Below are 18,014 nucleotides of genomic sequence, written 5' to 3'. Positions count from 1 at the left end.
TATTAATTTATCTCTACGCTAGAGGTGGGAGCAGTCTGTTCTTTTTTACTAAATCCTTGTCTTGTCATATCTCCCCATTTGAAACTTTTACGTGTTAAGAACTGCCAATAGCCTCTTATGCTAAAAAACACAATTAATGGATGATAAATAATTGCTTCTAATGAAGAAAAGATAATTAGTTTAAGGTATTCACTGTAGCTCTTGTATTGCTTTTTAACCATTAAATCAAATGATATGGTAATTAAAGACATAGTAATACCAATCATATACACAAAAAATATCATTAACCAAAAAGTAGAAAAATTAACTTGATTAGTTAACAATAAAAAGATTAAGAACAACAATCCTGTAATCTCTACTAAAGGAGCTAAAAACTCACATAATAATGCATAAGGCATCACCCAAAGTCCAGTACGACCGTATTTACGATTAAACAATAATTTGCGGTGAACAACAAAAATTTGTAACAATCCTCGTCCCCATCTGGTTCGTTGTCTACTTAACACTTTTAAGTTTGGCGGACCTTCAGTCCAACAGCAAGTATCTGGAATCTGAACGATTTTATATTTTAAATTCTGATCGCGCATATAAGCAATCATACGTAAAGTCATATCCATATCTTCGGCATGAGATAAAGAATCAAACCCTCCCGCATTAATCACTGCTGATTTATCAAAAAGTCCAAATCCACCAGATACATTAGGTATTAAGTTAAAAAAAGACCAACCCATTTTTGCGAGTAAATACGATCGTAAATATTCTGTCTCTTGAAAAAGTGGTATAATACCCTTTGGGGGTTTAACGCGAGTGATATTTCCCTTTTTTACTTCACATCCATTTACCATGCGCATTGTAGCCCCTACTGCTATAACACGTACATTAGAATCTAATACAGGCAGAATTACTTTTGTAAGGGTATCTTTGGCCAATAAACAGTCTACATCCGTATTAATAAAATAATCATACTTAGCTACATTAATACCGGCATTCATCGCATCGGCCTTAGTCCCACCATTTACTTTATCTACTACCGTTAATCGTGAATAGAGTGTATTTGTTGATTTAAAAACGCGGTTAACTGGTTGACATCTTACTTTTTGTATATAAGGAAAGGGAATCTCCTGAAGCTCAAAATTATCAATAAGTAGTTCTAATGTTTTATCTTTACTACCATCATTAACAATGACAACTTCGAAATTAGGATAATTTAAATTCAATAAAGAATTCACATTTTCAATTATAATTACCTCTTCATTATAAGCAGGTGCAACTACTGAAATAGCAGGTGCCATCTCAGGATGTTCTCTTAATTTATTCTCTTCATTTAAAGTATATTTACTTTTATTATTAACAATATTGAAGTATCCAAATACAGCTAATAATACATAAATAATAGTTATAAAAAGAGCGTAAAAATAAATCAAATATTGATAGAGATAAATTAGTAAGTCCATAGTATTACTTGATTATTAAATCAATTTTATTGGTTAGAGTTATTCAATTCTACATAAGAGATTAATGCTTTCTCAAATTCAGTAGTTACATTATTTTTTATTCTATTGTAAACCACCTTTTGATGATCAATTAGATAGATATTGTAAAACACTTTTATCAAAGCCTCCTTACGACTAAGATTATAATAGATCTGCTCCAAAAAGTCTAATGACTTATTACAACCTATCACCCCTAGAGCATCAATTATTGCATCTTGTACTTGTTGACTGCTATAGTCAAAATCTTCTTTAAATACATCTACAGCTTCTTTACTCTTTAGCTTACCAAGTGTGGTAGCTATCTGAGCTTTTACTCGCTGACTACTTTCTTCCTTAAATAACGTAATCAAGGCATTAGCACTTTCTAATTGTTTAAAAAAACCAATCTCTTTAATTAAGAAAGCTTTGTAATTATCATCCTTTACACCATTAACCCAACGCATAAGTAGTGGCAAAGGTTTTTCTAAAGATTTATTATATAGAGAAGTATGAATTCTTAACTCATCTAAAGAGTTAAAATCACTATCAAATCCATTATCTAAAAACTTAAATGCATCATGAGAATCAAATTTCATAAATACACTCTTAGCATGTTTTCTCACACTTTTATTACTTGAAAATACTTTATGAGAAACAGCATTTCCTGATACGTTAGTTCCCATTTTTTCCAAAAACCTCAGTGCTTCTTCACTAGTTTTACTTTCGCTACTGCGCAAGCATTTCTCCCAAAATTCAGGTAGTTTAAAGGCAGATAAAACTTCTTTGTAATTATTGGTATTTAACTTCATTTCTATTGCTTATTAAATTCATCATTAAATCAGTAATATGTGTTTTTTCCCAATCTTTTAATTTATCTCCGTCTAAATTAAGATTAGCACTCACCTGATCAGCAGTCATATTGTGTTCTGAAAAAAGAATACTTTCTAATTTATGTTCATACTTTTTCTTTATTTTATGTTTTCTCATTCTCTCTTTTCTAAGACTTCGAGCAATAAAAACAATCTTAAATAACGAAACCAGATAAAGAAAAGCCAAGACCATTATTAAAAAAATAGTCACTCTAACTATAGTAGGAAAGCCTTCAAATTGTGAAACCAAGTAGTACAAATAAAATTTAATTCTATCCATTGCGTTTAATTATTTGATACAAAGATTTATTAATTTATCTATACATCTATACACTATACTTTTTCAAATAGCGTAAAATCATCATCAAATATTTTACGTTTAGCGTAAAACACACAACCTTTAAATTGTTAAAAATCAGAAGTTTAATCAAAAATATTTATCAAATAGTAGAATTAAGTATACTATTATGGTCTAGGGAACGTACTTTTAAAGCAATAATGTACTTCCCAATTTATTGAACCACTCATATACAAGATCCCTCCCAATGTATTTACAGTAATGTAATAATTTCCTAAATAATAAGTAATTAATAATAGTAATGCGTAATACTACTTATTACTAAACACATTACTGCTAGGTGGAAATCTTATATATAAAAAACCGGTGAATAGACTAAGTCTATCCACCGGTTTTTTATTGAACAAAAGGAATTAATTAGATTTTATAAAATCTTCATATATTATGAATTACCATTTTCCCCCAAACTTATTACCAGGGTAATTTGGTGTAGTTGGATAAAGAGGGTTATTAAATGAACTACCTGGCAAATTTGCATTCTTGTTGATAAACACCTTCGTGCTTTTTATATAATCACTGCCTTGCAAAATCCCTTTTACTGTTACATAGACACTTGAACTAGTTCTTGGTCCAATATAGAACTTTTCACTTTTTACAACTTCTTTACCTACAGTTTCTACTTTTAAATAACCTTCAACGATATAGTTCAGATCATTCTTCACTGAGAACTGCACTTTTGTATTCATATTATTCAATGTATAATCATAACTCTGCCCTACATATTTTGCTTTTACTTGGTTATTTGTATAGTCCTCATAATCATCTGATTTACTACAACTAGTAATTAATGCGGTCATAAACAGAAATAATAAACTTATTTTTTTCATCTTTTTTATTTTTTAAGGGAGCGCAAGATAGATAAAAAATAAAACGTTTTTAATAAAATAAACAATATTTTAACTAAACACAAAGCTTAACTAATAAATTTATAAATTAAAACATATTAAACTTATATAAACAAACAATAAACAGACATTATCGTAAAAACTATAATTTTAAAAACACTTTTAATAATTGTAATAGTCAATTTATTTTTAAAAAAAACAAAAACATGATTACAGTCATAAATACTAAAGTATGCTCGAAGTAAATTTGAATATAAAATATCTAAAAACAACAACTCCCCATGCTATCTAATAATCAAAAGAAAATAGTATTACAAACTTCCAATCTCCTAAAAGAAAATAGTGGTGACTTACTTAATGTTTTTTATACCTCTTTATTTGAACAACACCCTGAGCTACTAAACATCAAAAATTTAGGAGATCTAGAACAAACTGAAATACAATCTCATATCTTGTCAACAATAATAACTTGTGTTGAAAAAATTGCAAAAACGCAAAATATAAATAAACTAATTAATACATTAAGACAACAATACACAAAGCTTGAAATATCCCCAGAACAATACGAAATAATGGGAAGCTATTTTATACAGGCAATCGTAAAAATACTAAAACACGAGGCTTCGGCAGAAACTAGGCAAGCTTGGGAAACAGCTTGTCAACAAATTGTAGATATTATACTAGCCAATGATATCGACCAAAACATTAATATTAATAGCAATAATCCCCTAGAGAGCCAGTGGAATACTTTTGTTGTAAAAAGTAAAGTAGAAGAATCTGATGATGTAATCTCTCTATATTTAACCCCAGTAAATCAAACTTGTATTATTCGACATTTGCCAGGACAATATCTGCAACTAAAAATGTTTCTGCCTAGCCTTAATAAAGAAGTAACAGCTAACTATAGCATATCTTCCATACCTAACGATGATTACTATCGCATTACAATTAAAAGAGCTCATAAAGAGGTCAATACAATGCAAGAACGATTAACTAATTATCTATATGATCATTTGGCTGAATTAGATTTAGTAGCATTAACCCTTCCTAAAGGTAACTTTACGCTGAATAGCAATACTAGAGATAAAGTATTTTTAAGTGGTGAAATTGGTCAAAGTCCATTAATCTCAATGTTAGAAACCATAGAGGCAAATAATTATGGTAATCATAAGATTGTCTGGATTCACACAAGCAAAAATAAAAATGTGCAAGCCTTCAAAAACAAAATAAGATATATCGCTAATAATTACCCTTTAGTGACTCCAATAATGTTTTATGACCAGATAGATGAAACTACCGCAGATCTTGCCCAATATCAAGGACAGATAGATTTTGACAAAATAAAAGAATATACTTTTAGTAATAATGCAGATTATTATCTAAGTGGATCAAAAGAATTCGTTGAAAAATTAAAAGGTGATTTAAAAGCTCGAAATATTAATGAAAATCAAATTTTCTATCAAGAATATGCACCAGAACAATAAGCCTACTTCTTATTTAAAAATTTTAAAAGAGAAAGTTACTAGTTATTTTATTTAATTATTTTTTGTTATCTATAACAATCGTTTTTATTTAAGCGTACAGCCTTAATCAAGCTGTACGTTTTTTTTTATTTCTAAAAATATTCGATAAGCTATAGTTATGAATTCACTCCCGTATAATTAGTACTACTAATCACTCCCATTCTAGAGCCTTAAAAAATATAAAGCATGCTATTGTAAAAAAAACATAGAACAAGTAACAAAATAAGTTGTATTTTCACATTACTATTCAGTGTTCTAACTGATAGATTAAAAATAAATATACACAAATCAAAGTTTGATTTATCTTCTAAATTGATTGTAAAAAAGTCAATTTTATTCCAACTATTTTTCTTTTTTTTTCAAATTTTATTTGGTTTCTGCTCCAACGTTGTTCGGGTACCGTTGCAGTTTTGTTCGGGGTACCCCTGTTTTTACAGTGCTTACCCCAACAATTACCGAAGCGTTGCTGAACAAATGTGCACTTTTACTTCCACAATAACCTGCTAAGTACTATAAACACAAGGATTGTTACATTCTTCGGAATTACATAAATGACAAAATAAGATCATTTTTTGCCCTTATTTCCCCAGCAGGTAAATAGATATAATGGTATTAAGTAGTGTTCTTATTTTTGAAATTATTCGCAATGAACTTTATATAGTATTCAAATATCAAATAATTGACGCTATACTAATTGTCATATAGTTGTATATCCAGTTAAGATTATTTCTTGTCTATTTTGTGCCTTGAGGCTTTTTCTTACAGAATCCTTCGAATGCCTCCCTACCAATAGTATTTGCTGATTAAAGAAACTGCTATTATATTTGTATAGTGTTCTAACGAAAAAAAAGAAATGATAAGACAAGAATTATTATTACAATATGGTGCTGAAATAAAAACTTATCAGAAAAATGAGACTATTTTTCTAGAATCACACTACCCTACCCATTACTATCAAATTGTAGAGGGAAAAGTAAAGATGAATAATTACAATGAAGATGGTAAAGAATTCATCCAAAATATCTTTGTCAAAGATCAAAGTTTTGGCGAACCACCCCTTTTTATAGATGAATGCTATCCTGCTAATGCTGAAACAATTACAAAAACTTCAATCATTCAAATCAGTAAAGAGGATTTTTATAAAATGATGCATGAGAATCCAGAGGTATCTCTTGCTTTGAATAAAAGTCTTGCCAGAAGATTATACTATAAATCAATTATGGCTCCTGAAATATCCTCGCAAGAGCCAGAGAAAAGATTACTTACTTTACTTGATTACCTTAAAACACATCGAACAAATAAAGATGAAAAAGAATTTGTAGTTGATTTTACGCGACAACAAATAGCTGATCTCACTGGTCTTAGAGTGGAGACCGTAATTAGAACTTTCAAACACTTAGAAAGACAAGGTAAAGTAAAAATTATCAATGCTAAAATAGTTGTGAATACAAAATCGTAAATCAATACTATATTAAATATCGCTTAACACATTCCACTTATATAATTACTTATAACCAGATTACTAGCAATATACATTTCTATTTACTTTAATACCAATGCGGCTAATAGAAGTTCGTCTGAACAATTCCAGTAACTAACTTAACTATTTATCAAACTTACTTGCATTAAATCTATTCTTAAAAAAAAATATAAACTGCAATTTTAAAAAGAAGATGAATCTTATACAATCGCTTCTATATCGCCATATATCTACGTGTAAATTATAATATCAATAAAGAGAATTATCCTTAATATAGATTTGTTTACTTAATTAATTATAAAAACAATATTTGAATTTCATTAGTACTTTAATTTTTTTTTATTTCAAGGTAAAATTTTATACCTAAAAGGTATATTTTTAATAATTTTATCATATTATTGTACTATAATTAACAAATAATAAAATTAATAATGTTTCTACTACTTCATTACTAATTTTTAAAAAGGGAAAAATTGCTATGTTAGGAAATCTAGGGGGAAACATATTGAAAATGGAGTACTCCTATTTTTTTTAGTTAATTATAAAAATAAAAAAATGTGTTTGTCAAATTTACATTTTTGATGTGGAAGTATAATAATTTGTAGTAAAAGGTATTATTAATTAATTTTTGCTCATAATAAAAATTAGAATGTTTACATTTAATTGGTACCTAGTTAACTTATTTATCTCCACTATTATAAAGTAACCTTCTTTATCAGAAGGTTACTTTTTTTTATATCGTTTTCTTAAAATTCGATAGCTTCAAATTTCTTTGTTTTTACTTCTCTTTCCTTTACTAAGATTTCGAAAACATGATTACTTACTCGCTTATTTTTCATATTGATCACAATATCATTATTCAATACACTTACGTAATTACCATTATCAGGATATAATGATAACTGATAAACACCTTTGGGTACATATAACACAAAATCGCCACTATCTGAAGTATAAGCAGTAAAACGACGTCCTAATTCATCTTTGGCTAATATTCGTTGGTTACCAAGCATTCTAACGATATCGTATGATTTTTCGCTTTGTATATATTTGATATTTCCTTGTATTGTCGCAGTTTGTGTAAGAACAATTTCTTGAACCATATCATTATCTAGTAATATTGTAACAGGCGCCGCAAACCAATTCTTGTCATTTTTTACTTGGATTTCGTAGGTATCTAAAGGCAACTTTTTATAAGAAATCCTTCCCTGGTCATCAGTGATAAATGACTTTCTCCCTACTTTTACAATCGTATTAGCAGCAGGTATTAGATTATTATTCTCATCCTGATAATAAACTAATACCATTAAGTCAAAAGACTTAATGTACGATTTAATTGCATTAAACTTAGCAATAGCTCCCAACTGAAGATAGTAAGTATATTCTTTATTATATAAACCTCCATAGGTGGTATATCCAGAACCATATAATTCAATGGATTGATTCAACCTATAATCCACTCTAGCGTTAGACTGCCATAGACTACTAAAAGTCTTACTATCGGTATAATAACTACTGAGTTGTACTCCTAATTTTTCATTTGCAAATCGCTTTCTATAATTAGCAATAAACATGAAATTAGTATAAGTATCTTGCGGTAAATAACTTGAATTAATAAATTCACTCAAATTACTATAGTTATACTGATAGCTTAGACCAACATCAATCGCTTTATAATTAGCACCAATAAATGATTTCATACTAAAAGTCTTATCTAGTAAACTAATATTTTGATATTTCCCAACTTCTAAATTAGCATTGATACCATATTGTTTATTAAAATTAGCATAATTACCACCAATAGCTGCTCGATATGATTCTAGTGAAATCAATTCTCCTGTTTTATAATCTGGTCTTTTCTCTTGCACGTATCGAGGTCCTAATGTCCAATAAAAATCACTCATGCGGTAAGTTAAATTCACGCCAATACTTGAGGATTCTTGTTTAGACAAAAAGTATGTTGGGTATGTATATTTAGGATTAAAATCAATGTACTGATAAGTTAAGTTAACACCTGTTTTATTTTTTGACCAACGAAGTGTATTATTTAATTGTGTTACCCCTTGCCTAATACCTGCATAATATGGTGTGCTATAAAAGGAATTAGTTTGAAACTGAAACTGTCCTAAACTGGCATTGGCAGAAATACCGGTATAAGCACCATATTTATTTGTATTATTACTAGCTGTATAAGATACCCCTTGTTGGAATTGCATTCTAAAATTCGGAGTATCCATCAAAGAAAAAGAATTAAACCAGAGTGTTCTCTTTTCATTATATCGATTTGTTACATCATAATATAACTTAGATGAATTCCATCTGTTTTTGTAAGAATCAAACCCAACCCAAGCATTATATCCTATAGAACGCTCAGAAGGATCTGTTATTAAATACGTCTTGTCTAATATTCCTGCAATTAACACTATTGAATCAGATAATTTATAAGCAGATCTAACTCCTCTTCCTTGTACAGAAAACTCCCCGGCTTGATAAATATTACCTGCTTGTACATCCCATTTGTTATCTTGATAATCCAATAGTAGTTGACGCAAATGCAACTGCGATTGCTCATCCCAGTATAACATATCAGTAGCCAAGCTAATTTTTGAGGTTTCACTAAGTTCTATTTGTCCTTTTCCTCGCAACTGATAGGAAGAAAGGACATTTTTACCAAACACACGATTTACTTCTACCTGATTATCACTTAGATTTACTTCACTGATATCTCGTGCTGGTCTGTACTTACGTTTTCCTTTTAATGCACTTACATTAAAAACTACTCTATTTATATAATCACCATTAGCATATAGTAAAGACGCATATACTTCAAAATCATCTTGACGAGACACTTCTTTACTAATTACTTTGTTAAACATAATCAAAGTATCCTGTTGGGGCTTCAAATAAAAAGTAGTTGATTCTGCTTTTTCCCTAACTAATCCACTAGGATAACTCATTGCAAGGGAAAGTTTTTCTGTAGTATTTCCTTTGTTTATAATATAGGCTTCAAACGACAAAGTATCTCCTAATTGTTCGTACTGCAAATCAGTATTATTAGTAACCATAATAATTTTCCGATTCTTCTGAACTTCAATAATTGCTTCAATCTGTTGAACAAATTGCGTATTACTATCAATAAGTTTAGCAAGTATTTTTGGCTTACTCGTGTAACTAGAAAGGATGTCAGCTTGCGCCAAAATAGGTATATATAGTCGCTGACCAGGATGTAAAACAATAGTCTTTTCTGGCGTGCTATTAAGTTTTATTGCTTTATTAGAAGATGACAATAGCAATTGCCCCTCCCAGAGTTGATAGGAGTCATTAACAATTTCGACTGCAGTAGAGATACGTCCTAATGCATCTGTTGCCAGTAGTTGATCTGTAAAATCAATTCGCACCGTAGATGTTTGCGCATATATAGCAGTATGATAAAAAGCAATTAAAAATAATAATGCCTTAAAATTCATTAATTAGGGACTATTACAAAGTATAAATAAGTTTCATAACGTCCAGAAGCTTCTCTAAACTCTGGAACATTTGCAGGAATAGATAATTCTAAGGAATATTGTATTCCCTCACTCCATCTAGGAAACGAAGCTATAGGTTGCTCATAGGTAGAGAGCTGTACAGCAGGGTATATAACTACGTCTTTTGATTCATAACTATTACCTCCGCCAAAAGCATATAATTCTGTTCGCAATGTCAATACAGAGACAGGAATTGAATGAGACTTGGTATCGTTATACATATAGTTATCAGCAGCTTTAACAAATATCTGATGACCACTATAAGATTGCAATCGCAATCCTCCTTCTTTCCTAATAGTTTTACCCCTAGCTATATCTACTGGCGATTCAAAATTGAAAATAAAATTATCTGCTCCACGCATTAATACCAATTGCTGACTACCATGATTACCAATATAATTTAATTGGAATCGAGCGGCACCATAAACTGAACTAGTCCTAGCTATCAACTTATCAAATCCCTCAGAGGTGTCATAAAGATTAAACTCGTAGGTACTACCATATACACCATTAGGTATAGTTAATAAATGTACACCGCCATGCATAAACAAATCGAATGATAAAGCAAACGGACTACCATAAGGCAATGGTGTAGCGCTTTCCAAGATTACACTTTCAGAATACCTATTTAATGGTAAATCAGCAGCTAAAACACTTGTGGATAATTCTCTAAAACTACCACTTTGTAAATTAGGTCTTAAAGTTGCCATTTCTGCAGGTACCCTATAACTACCATAAATAAAATCGTCTTGTAATCTTACCGTTAGCTTCCAACGTTGAGGGCTTGGATAATTATAATCGCGTCTTAATTGCAGTGTTATTTGCTTAGATTCTGAAAGACCATATTTTAAATCATTATAGGTATTAAATACGGCTTGTCCCCCTTGATAGGCACTAAACTCTATTTGCGCTTGAGCACTTATAGCTATGCAACAAAGACAAAAAATAGAAATAAATACTTGGTAAAATCTCATCATATTTTAAAATCTATTTCAGCCACTTTTACTATATTTTCTTTTCCGTAGACAATTTGTACAATAAATGTATAACTTCCAGAAGCTAAATCAGATGGGACTGGATATATCATGTTGCGTTTATCAGAGGGTAAGCTATAGAAGTCTAATTCGCCTAGATCTATTTTACCACCATCTTGCTGATTAAATATACTTGCAGTAATTTTTCCATCACTCCATAACTTCCCATCATTCTCGAAAAATACTTTAATTTCTCTTTGACCATTCTCTGTTTTATTTGGTTTGATATCAGTAATTTCAATCGACTCTTGATTATCAGCTAAAGCGTGATATACTTTTAATCCCATACGTACAGTAACCTTAATAGCCGCTCCATTCTCGTCCAAAGCGTCACCCGGGTTAAGTTGAGTAAAAAATATCATACTAGTATGTACAGGAATATACTCTGGTAAATCTGCAGGTATATTCATAACAACCTCAATCTCCTTTGACTCATTTGGCTCAATAATAAAAAAAGAACTAGGCAATACTTGAATCCAACTAGCACATGAAACACTTAAAGTATTTACATCTGCAATATGATTAACTCCCTGTTGGGTATATTGCCAATCACTAAGTGACACCCCTACCTCTACGGCTTTATTATTAGGATTTGAAATACGCACTTTTTGACTTGCAACAGTTCCAGCATTATCGCGAAAAAACATCTTTCCAGGTGAAATAGATAAACCTGCTTGAGCAAAACATGCAACTTGAACAAAACAAAAAAGAAATAGTATTATATTTTTCATATTTAATGGGGAATTAAAGTATACACTAAAGTAGTTTGATAATGACCAGATGGTTTATTAATCGTTTTATTTATATCACTAGCAGGAATATAATAGTTAACTGAATAATGATGACTGTTATTAAATGTCCAACACTGTATTAAGTTTGTTGAAGCAGTAGATAATCTAACAATATGTGTCATAACTGAGTAATCAGTATCAGTATGACCTGGCAAACTAGCATGTATATAAACGATGGAAACAGGAAGTATTGATACGCCATCTTGATATTGAAAAAAATCATCTACACTACGGACATTTACTTCATAAGGTCTAGAACTATTAACTATTATATGACTTGGTAATCTACCTGTTTGAGCACCATTATAAAAAGCTTCCTTCCCTTCTAATTTAAGCTCTACATTGGGATGCGTTACTACTAATGATTGTTGCTCTTTGAATATTAAAGTAACTTTAGATCGAGTAGAACCAATCTGAGCTTTAGTACTTATAATACTTAATAATGAAACAATAATAAAAATAAATCGCAACAAAGTAAATGAATTATTATAATGATAAAATAGTGTAGGTTATCACAGTACTATAAGTGCCTGTTGGTTTATTTAAAATTTCCTCACTACTATTCATTTTGTAAGAAACATTAAAAGTTCTTTTTACATCACCTAAAGAAGATGACACAATATTATTATCACGCAGGGCTAAAGTCACTGGTAACAATACTATATTTTGACGAAAATCACCAATAGTCCCTAGACTAGGTTTTAAACCTATATGATCAATACTGATTTCTTCACCTTCATTAACTAAAGGTGTAGCTGCTACAACGCGTATTTCATAAGTTCCACTACTCATCACTTCTATATGATCCGCTTGGTCACTTACTTTTCCCTTTGTATAATCTTCTACTGTTTCAAAAGATAAATTGACATTTTGTTGTTGCTCATTAATCTTGATAGACTGAATAGGCTTTAATACCACACTTAAATTACTATTAGCCGATTGTTGACCAAAGCAAATAAGAGAAAATAAGATAAAAGAAAAGGTAAGGAGAACACGCATATTTACTAGGTTTATAAAGGTAAAAGTACAAATAAAAAAAACATGATAATATCATGTTTTTTTATATTTTTTAAAAGAATTATACTATAACCTACTATAGAGCATATAAATTATAAGTTACAGTAGTTGTATAAGTTCCAGCTTTTTTATCTGTATAATCTTTAGTTCTTTCTGCTGGAATAATATACTCAATATTATATCCCATTTTAGCGCTACCAGAATTAGTTTGGATTAATGCATCACTATCAGTAGTTGATAAAGCTACTGTTCCGTGAGTTGCTTTAAATCCTGCTGGTGCAGCTCCTAAAGCCATATTTTCATTACCTTTTACTTTAACGTCAATAGTGTTAACAGGTATTGAATTCTCACCATTTGCTAGCTCAGATTTTGCTACTACTTTTACTTCGTATTTTTGAGTTGCCGTTACTTGTAAATGTTTTGCAATTTCCCCAGAAGTACTCCCATTTTGAAAATGAGCTACAGTATTCATAGGGATAGTTATATCAGGCTGAGATACAGTTATCTCATATACATCTGACAAATTAACATGAAGATTTGTAGTTCCATTATCTTTTGGACCAACTTGTGCAAATGTTGAAAAACTTAAAAGTGAAACTAAAGCTACTACAGCTAATTTGATTGTTGTTTTCATTGATTTTTTGTTTAAACTTAATTAGTAAGAATATTAATTTGCTTTACTTTTTCTACTTCTTCTAAAGCGATGCAAATGTATATACTCTCGCTATATCACTAATTGTCAATAAACGTCTATTTATTGTCATTTTTCGCGAACATAACTACAACAAGTAATTAACACAATTAAAACATTAAAATACAGCCAATTAAATATGAAAAAAGAATATATTCTATGTATTTAATGCCATATTATGTCCTATATAAAGTAATTGCATTCTCAAAATAAGTATTAATAAAATCACAAAATGAACAAATACATAGTTAACAAAATATATCTCCAATATAATTTTATCATAAATCACAATGATTCTCTATACTCTTTGGGACTTAAACCTGTTGCTTTAATAAAAAATCTAATAAAATTACTAGCATCCTCAAAATTTAATTCATAAGCTACCTCCTTAACAGCCAACGGTGTATGTTTTAATAACAATTTTGCTTCATTAACCACCGAACTAGCAATTATTTTCTTGGGCGTTACACCATAAACTTCTTTACAAACTTCAGTAAGCTTCGCAATATTTAGATTCAACTGATCAACATAAAACTGAACGTTGCGCTCACGTTTTGCATATTTAGATAATAGTTTTGTAAAAGCTACTGCAATTTCTAATTGTAAAGGAGTCAATTTTGAATGATTAAAACTATCTAACGATTCAATATGAGCAGAAATTAAAAACAACAAGACGCGCTCAATTGTATTGTGAGCCAGCATATAATTTATATCACTATAAGGTTTTACATCTATCTTATATAGAGTATTAAAATAGCTCTGTACGAAGACCTCGTGCTCAGTCTTTACATTGATATAATTAATCGATTTAGTATTATCAAAAAAAGTACACTTACTTAAAAAAAACGATCCAATTCAGTGCGACAATAAAAAGCTTCTGTAAACTGCACATACAACAGTGTGTAAGTTTGATCAGCTGTTAATCTGAAAAGTTCATTTTTACCAAAAAAAAGACAATCACCTTCTTGTAATTCTTTTTTATTATTCGCTATCGTAACGGTTAATTTACCTTTGTAAAGCCACAATAACTGATATACATCTTTTTTTTGAACAAAATTCACATCCTCGTCAGATAAATAGCTTGCTTTACCTACATGAAAGCCATAGGTAGATTTTAATTCAATATTGGGGTTCATTAGTAGTAAGGGGATTTAGTGTTTCTTTATTTTCCAAAGTGCTTTATTCGTTTATAATCAGTAAAACAAAAAGGAAAGTGTGCAAATATCGTACAAAAAACACATAATACAAGTAAATTCAAGGAGTTAGAATATATTTTAACACCATAAAATATTCAAAAAATGAAAAGTAACACAAATAATAATTCGCAAAAGATATCAGTATTAAATATAAAACTACTAAAAAGACAATTTAATTAAGATAAATACTATTTGGATACAACTAATGCAAAATCAAAGAGTCTCTGAAAAAACAGAGACTCTTTATTGGCTTAATACTGTTAGTTTTAAATCCTACAGCAGGATGGTCGAAAAAAAAATGTTTTGTTGTTTTTTGGGGACTATAGATATTTAGTACCATCTGGGGAGATAGTACTAAAATAATCTCACACTTATTAGACAAAATATTCGCAATTAGTCACAATTAATCTTTTGTAAGTAAAAGCATGCAATTACACTTAGTTCTTTAAAACAGTATAAAAATACATAAAAAATAAAATATTACATGTTTTTATATGTTAATAAATCATACTATTTTAGTATATTATAATAATTATACATTTTTTATACGAGTTCACAAAAAAATCTCAATTAGTAACAAAATTAAACAGTATATTAATCAATATACTATCTACTGACAACTTTAATATTATAAAAGGGACTAATTATAACTTCAATTCTATAAAAAAAGTGCACTAAATTGTATTTTTTACACTAATTATATAGAATAAAATATTATTATCTACGTTTAAATTAGGATAAAAAATTCGGGAGTGAGATAATTCTGATATAAAAACTAAAAGGTTAATTCAAAAAAAACTGTTAGATTTTATATAATCCGTTTCGAAACTTTTTATTATTGTATACTTATATATTATATTTGACACATATTTTTAAACTAAATTCAATGCTAACTTTTTTACAAATTCAAGCAGATTCACTTGCTATCGCTGCACAAGATATAGCTGAAACAACTAACTCTCAAAATGAAATTTCAGCATTGGGATTTATACTAAAAGGTGGAGTTTTTATGATTCCTATTATCCTTTTATTTATTTATACCATTTATCTAATGATTGAAAGATATTTATATATTAGAAAAGCAACAAAAGGAAATAAAAATGATTTCAATCAAGTAATAGATCAGCTAAATAATGGAAAATTAGATACAGCTTTAGCCATAACGCAACGCGATAGTAACGCTACATTAAAAGTCGTAGAAGAAGGTGTATTAAGTATTGGACGTCCAATAGGGGAAATTGAAGGGAATATGGAGCGTAAAGCTTCTATTGAAGTAGGACAAATGGAACGTAAACTTAGCCATTTAGGTCTAATTGCAGGTATTGCCCCTACACTTGGTTTCGTAGGTACTATTCTTGGAGTTATAAAAATCTTTTACAATATATCTATTTCTGAAAATGTAAGTATTGGTAATATTTCAGGTGGTTTATATGAAAAAATGATCAGTAGTGGATCTGGTCTTATAGTAGGTATTATAGCTTATGCTGCTTATCATATTCTAAACTCAATAATCGATAACTTTACTTTAAAAACACAAGTGAATATATTGGAATTTATTAATACAATACAACGACCAAATGGCAATCAAAAGAAATAAACGCTTTAAAGCAGAAATAGCTACATCTTCTCTAAGTGATATTATGTTCTTTTTGCTTTTGTTTTTCCTAATTATATCAACATTGGCAAACCCAAATGTTATTAAAATGGTATTGCCAAAATCTCAAGAAAACGAAAAAACAAACAAAAAGCATTTAACTATTTCTGTAACTGAAGATAAAAAATATTATATCGATAAAACGGAAGTACCTTTTGAAAATTTAGAAAGTACTTTAATGCAAGAGCTAGGAAGTGATTATACGCAATCTGTTGTAGTCAGAATTCCTTATAATATGCAAGTGCAAGATTTAGTAGATGTATTGCAAATTGGGGTTAAAAACAACCTTAAATTCGTAATAGCAACTCAGGCTAATTAAAATACGACAAATAATAAAAAAGTCAGCTCGGTGAGCTGACTTTTTTTATCTCAATAATTTAATAATGCTATTGCAAATTAAAATTATATATAATCTTTCCTACTTGTTTTGCAGGAGCCTTACTGTTTGCTTGCCATTTTGTGGCTAGAGCAGCAATCTTAGCTTGATCTAATAGACATTTAACTGTATTGGTTGATCCTTTTACTCCTGGTCTAGCATCTATTGTATTACCTTGAGGATCTACATAAACCTCTACAACGACAATACCTACTTCATTACACAAATACTTAGGAACTGGTTTTACTAAAGCTGCACGTCCCTCTAATGAATATCCCGTACCGTCACCTACTCCACTACCATGACCTGCGCCACTGCCACTGCCACTTCCTGAGCCACTTCCACTTCCAGAACCTATTCCATTTCCTGTACCATTTCCTCCACCTACACCACCTCCTGAGCCTCCAGAACCACTTCCATAATATCCAGAACTAGCTGTTCCATTTGATTTACCTCCTGTTGTACTTGTTACTCCAGGCTTATTTAAAAGATTATTCAAGACATCTTCCGTACTATTCTCAATCTTTGGTTTCTCTACTGTTTTTGAAGCAGTTACAGTTGTTTTTGAAGCTTCCTTAACAGGTACTTCTTTCTTTGCAACTTTTGTTTCTTTCGCTTTTTCTTCTTTTTTAAGTACTACGTCTGTGTGATGAATATCTTCTTTAGTCGCTAATACATTAACCTCCTCTACTACCTCTTTAACTTCCGGCTGTTGCATCTCTACAGTTTCAGAAACAGATTCAATAACTGTAGTAGTACTTTTACTAGAAATATTAGCCATCATAGCAGAATTATTCTGTAAACTAACAGCAATACCTTCTTCGCCGCCACCGCCACCGCCGCCACCGAAATTATCCTCTACACTCTTACCATCAAAAAATCGAATGAAAAATAGTAGTCCAAAAAGAACCAAACATATTACTGCTGTAAATATGATGGATTTTTTTTCCTCTATTGTATATTTTATATTCATATTCTAAAATATCTAAACTAAAACTTCTTTGCCTTAACTAATCTCTCACAAATGTATAGTATTTACTATATATATAATACATTTTAAATATCATTTCACATTTATATACTACAAAATATTAAAGTTTAATAGCTCTTCCAACTATTTCAAAATTCAAAAGCAATAAATCATCTTCTAACAATAGATAAAATGTCAAGTTCTCTCATGT

The 18,014-nt window shown here is 29.8% G+C and carries 17 protein-coding genes; 4 read left to right on the top strand and 13 right to left on the bottom strand.

All coding sequences use genetic code 11. The features are described from left to right. Positions 1-2: 2 nt before the first annotated feature. The 4 genes from RH98_RS06245 to RH98_RS06230 all read right to left on the bottom strand — a co-directional run bounded on the left by RH98_RS06245 (position 3) and on the right by RH98_RS06230 (position 3,526). Positions 3-1,454 (bottom strand): glycosyltransferase family 2 protein, encoded by a 1,452-nt coding sequence (locus RH98_RS06245; protein WP_010251860.1) that lies wholly within the window; start codon positions 1,452-1,454, stop codon positions 3-5. Positions 1,455-1,480: 26 nt separating this feature from the next. Then, positions 1,481-2,281 carry a HEAT repeat domain-containing protein gene (locus RH98_RS06240; RefSeq protein WP_010251858.1) on the bottom strand — a complete coding sequence of 267 codons (801 nt, stop codon included), beginning with the start codon at positions 2,279-2,281 and terminating at the stop codon, positions 1,481-1,483. Beyond that, positions 2,262-2,459, bottom strand: a complete 198-nt coding sequence (locus tag RH98_RS15640) for a hypothetical protein (protein ID WP_141629425.1) — start codon at positions 2,457-2,459, stop codon at positions 2,262-2,264. Before RH98_RS15640 ends, RH98_RS06240 begins: the two co-directional genes overlap by 20 nt. 629 nt (positions 2,460-3,088) lie before the next feature. Beyond that, positions 3,089-3,526: a hypothetical protein gene (locus RH98_RS06230; protein ID WP_010251854.1), complete on the bottom strand. Its 438-nt coding sequence runs from the start codon at positions 3,524-3,526 to the stop codon at positions 3,089-3,091. Positions 3,527-3,825: 299 nt separating this feature from the next. On the opposite strand from RH98_RS06230, the gene RH98_RS06225 reads away from it, so the two are divergent. Further along, positions 3,826-5,028, top strand: a complete 1,203-nt coding sequence (locus RH98_RS06225) for a globin domain-containing protein (RefSeq protein ID WP_010251852.1) — start codon at positions 3,826-3,828, stop codon at positions 5,026-5,028. Positions 5,029-5,920: 892 nt separating this feature from the next. Beyond that, positions 5,921-6,526 (top strand): Crp/Fnr family transcriptional regulator, encoded by a 606-nt coding sequence (locus tag RH98_RS06220; protein WP_010251848.1) that lies wholly within the window; start codon positions 5,921-5,923, stop codon positions 6,524-6,526. 767 nt (positions 6,527-7,293) lie between these two features. On the opposite strand, the gene RH98_RS06215 is transcribed toward RH98_RS06220, so the two are convergent. The 8 genes from RH98_RS06215 to RH98_RS16020 form a co-directional block, all read right to left on the bottom strand. Then, positions 7,294-10,014, bottom strand: a complete 2,721-nt coding sequence (locus tag RH98_RS06215) for a hypothetical protein (RefSeq protein WP_010251845.1) — start codon at positions 10,012-10,014, stop codon at positions 7,294-7,296. Then, positions 10,014-11,051 (bottom strand): hypothetical protein, encoded by a 1,038-nt coding sequence (locus RH98_RS06210; protein ID WP_010251843.1) that lies wholly within the window; start codon positions 11,049-11,051, stop codon positions 10,014-10,016. The genes RH98_RS06215 and RH98_RS06210 overlap by 1 nt, the downstream gene beginning before the upstream one ends. Beyond that, the gene (locus RH98_RS06205; RefSeq protein WP_010251840.1) at positions 11,048-11,839 is read right to left on the bottom strand and encodes a fimbrial biogenesis chaperone; all 792 of its coding nucleotides are present in this window, start codon (positions 11,837-11,839) and stop codon (positions 11,048-11,050) included. The genes RH98_RS06210 and RH98_RS06205 overlap by 4 nt, the downstream gene beginning before the upstream one ends. Before the next feature lie 2 nt (positions 11,840-11,841). Beyond that, positions 11,842-12,372, bottom strand: a complete 531-nt coding sequence (locus tag RH98_RS06200) for a hypothetical protein (protein ID WP_010251837.1) — start codon at positions 12,370-12,372, stop codon at positions 11,842-11,844. A 13-nt stretch (positions 12,373-12,385) separates the two neighbouring features. Next, positions 12,386-12,898, bottom strand: a complete 513-nt coding sequence (locus RH98_RS06195) for a hypothetical protein (protein WP_010251834.1) — start codon at positions 12,896-12,898, stop codon at positions 12,386-12,388. 94 nt (positions 12,899-12,992) lie between these two features. Further along, positions 12,993-13,550, bottom strand: a complete 558-nt coding sequence (locus RH98_RS06190; RefSeq protein WP_010251831.1) for a hypothetical protein — start codon at positions 13,548-13,550, stop codon at positions 12,993-12,995. A 342-nt stretch (positions 13,551-13,892) separates the two neighbouring features. Continuing rightward, positions 13,893-14,309, bottom strand: coding sequence for a helix-turn-helix domain-containing protein (locus tag RH98_RS16025; protein WP_010251828.1), 417 nt, complete (start codon positions 14,307-14,309; stop codon positions 13,893-13,895). 134 nt (positions 14,310-14,443) lie between these two features. Beyond that, positions 14,444-14,743 (bottom strand): hypothetical protein, encoded by a 300-nt coding sequence (locus tag RH98_RS16020; RefSeq protein WP_010251826.1) that lies wholly within the window; start codon positions 14,741-14,743, stop codon positions 14,444-14,446. Positions 14,744-15,689: 946 nt separating this feature from the next. Here RH98_RS16020 and RH98_RS06180 point away from each other — a divergent pair. Continuing rightward, a complete protein-coding gene (locus RH98_RS06180; RefSeq protein WP_010251824.1) occupies positions 15,690-16,400 on the top strand; it encodes a MotA/TolQ/ExbB proton channel family protein in 711 nt (236 codons plus the stop codon). Next, the gene (locus tag RH98_RS06175) at positions 16,381-16,776 is read left to right on the top strand and encodes an ExbD/TolR family protein (protein WP_010251821.1); all 396 of its coding nucleotides are present in this window, start codon (positions 16,381-16,383) and stop codon (positions 16,774-16,776) included. Before RH98_RS06180 ends, RH98_RS06175 begins: the two co-directional genes overlap by 20 nt. A gap of 67 nt (positions 16,777-16,843) precedes the next feature. On the opposite strand, the gene RH98_RS06170 is transcribed toward RH98_RS06175, so the two are convergent. Further along, on the bottom strand, positions 16,844-17,806 hold the full coding sequence (locus RH98_RS06170; protein ID WP_010251818.1) for a hypothetical protein: 963 nt from the start codon (positions 17,804-17,806) through the stop codon (positions 16,844-16,846). Positions 17,807-18,014: the final 208 nt, after the last annotated feature.

Source organism: Myroides injenensis M09-0166 (assembly GCF_000246945.1).
GTDB classification, from domain to species: domain Bacteria; phylum Bacteroidota; class Bacteroidia; order Flavobacteriales; family Flavobacteriaceae; genus Flavobacterium; species Flavobacterium injenense.
Note: the sequence above shows the minus strand (reverse complement) of the source record. Positions and strands in the feature narration are given on the sequence as shown.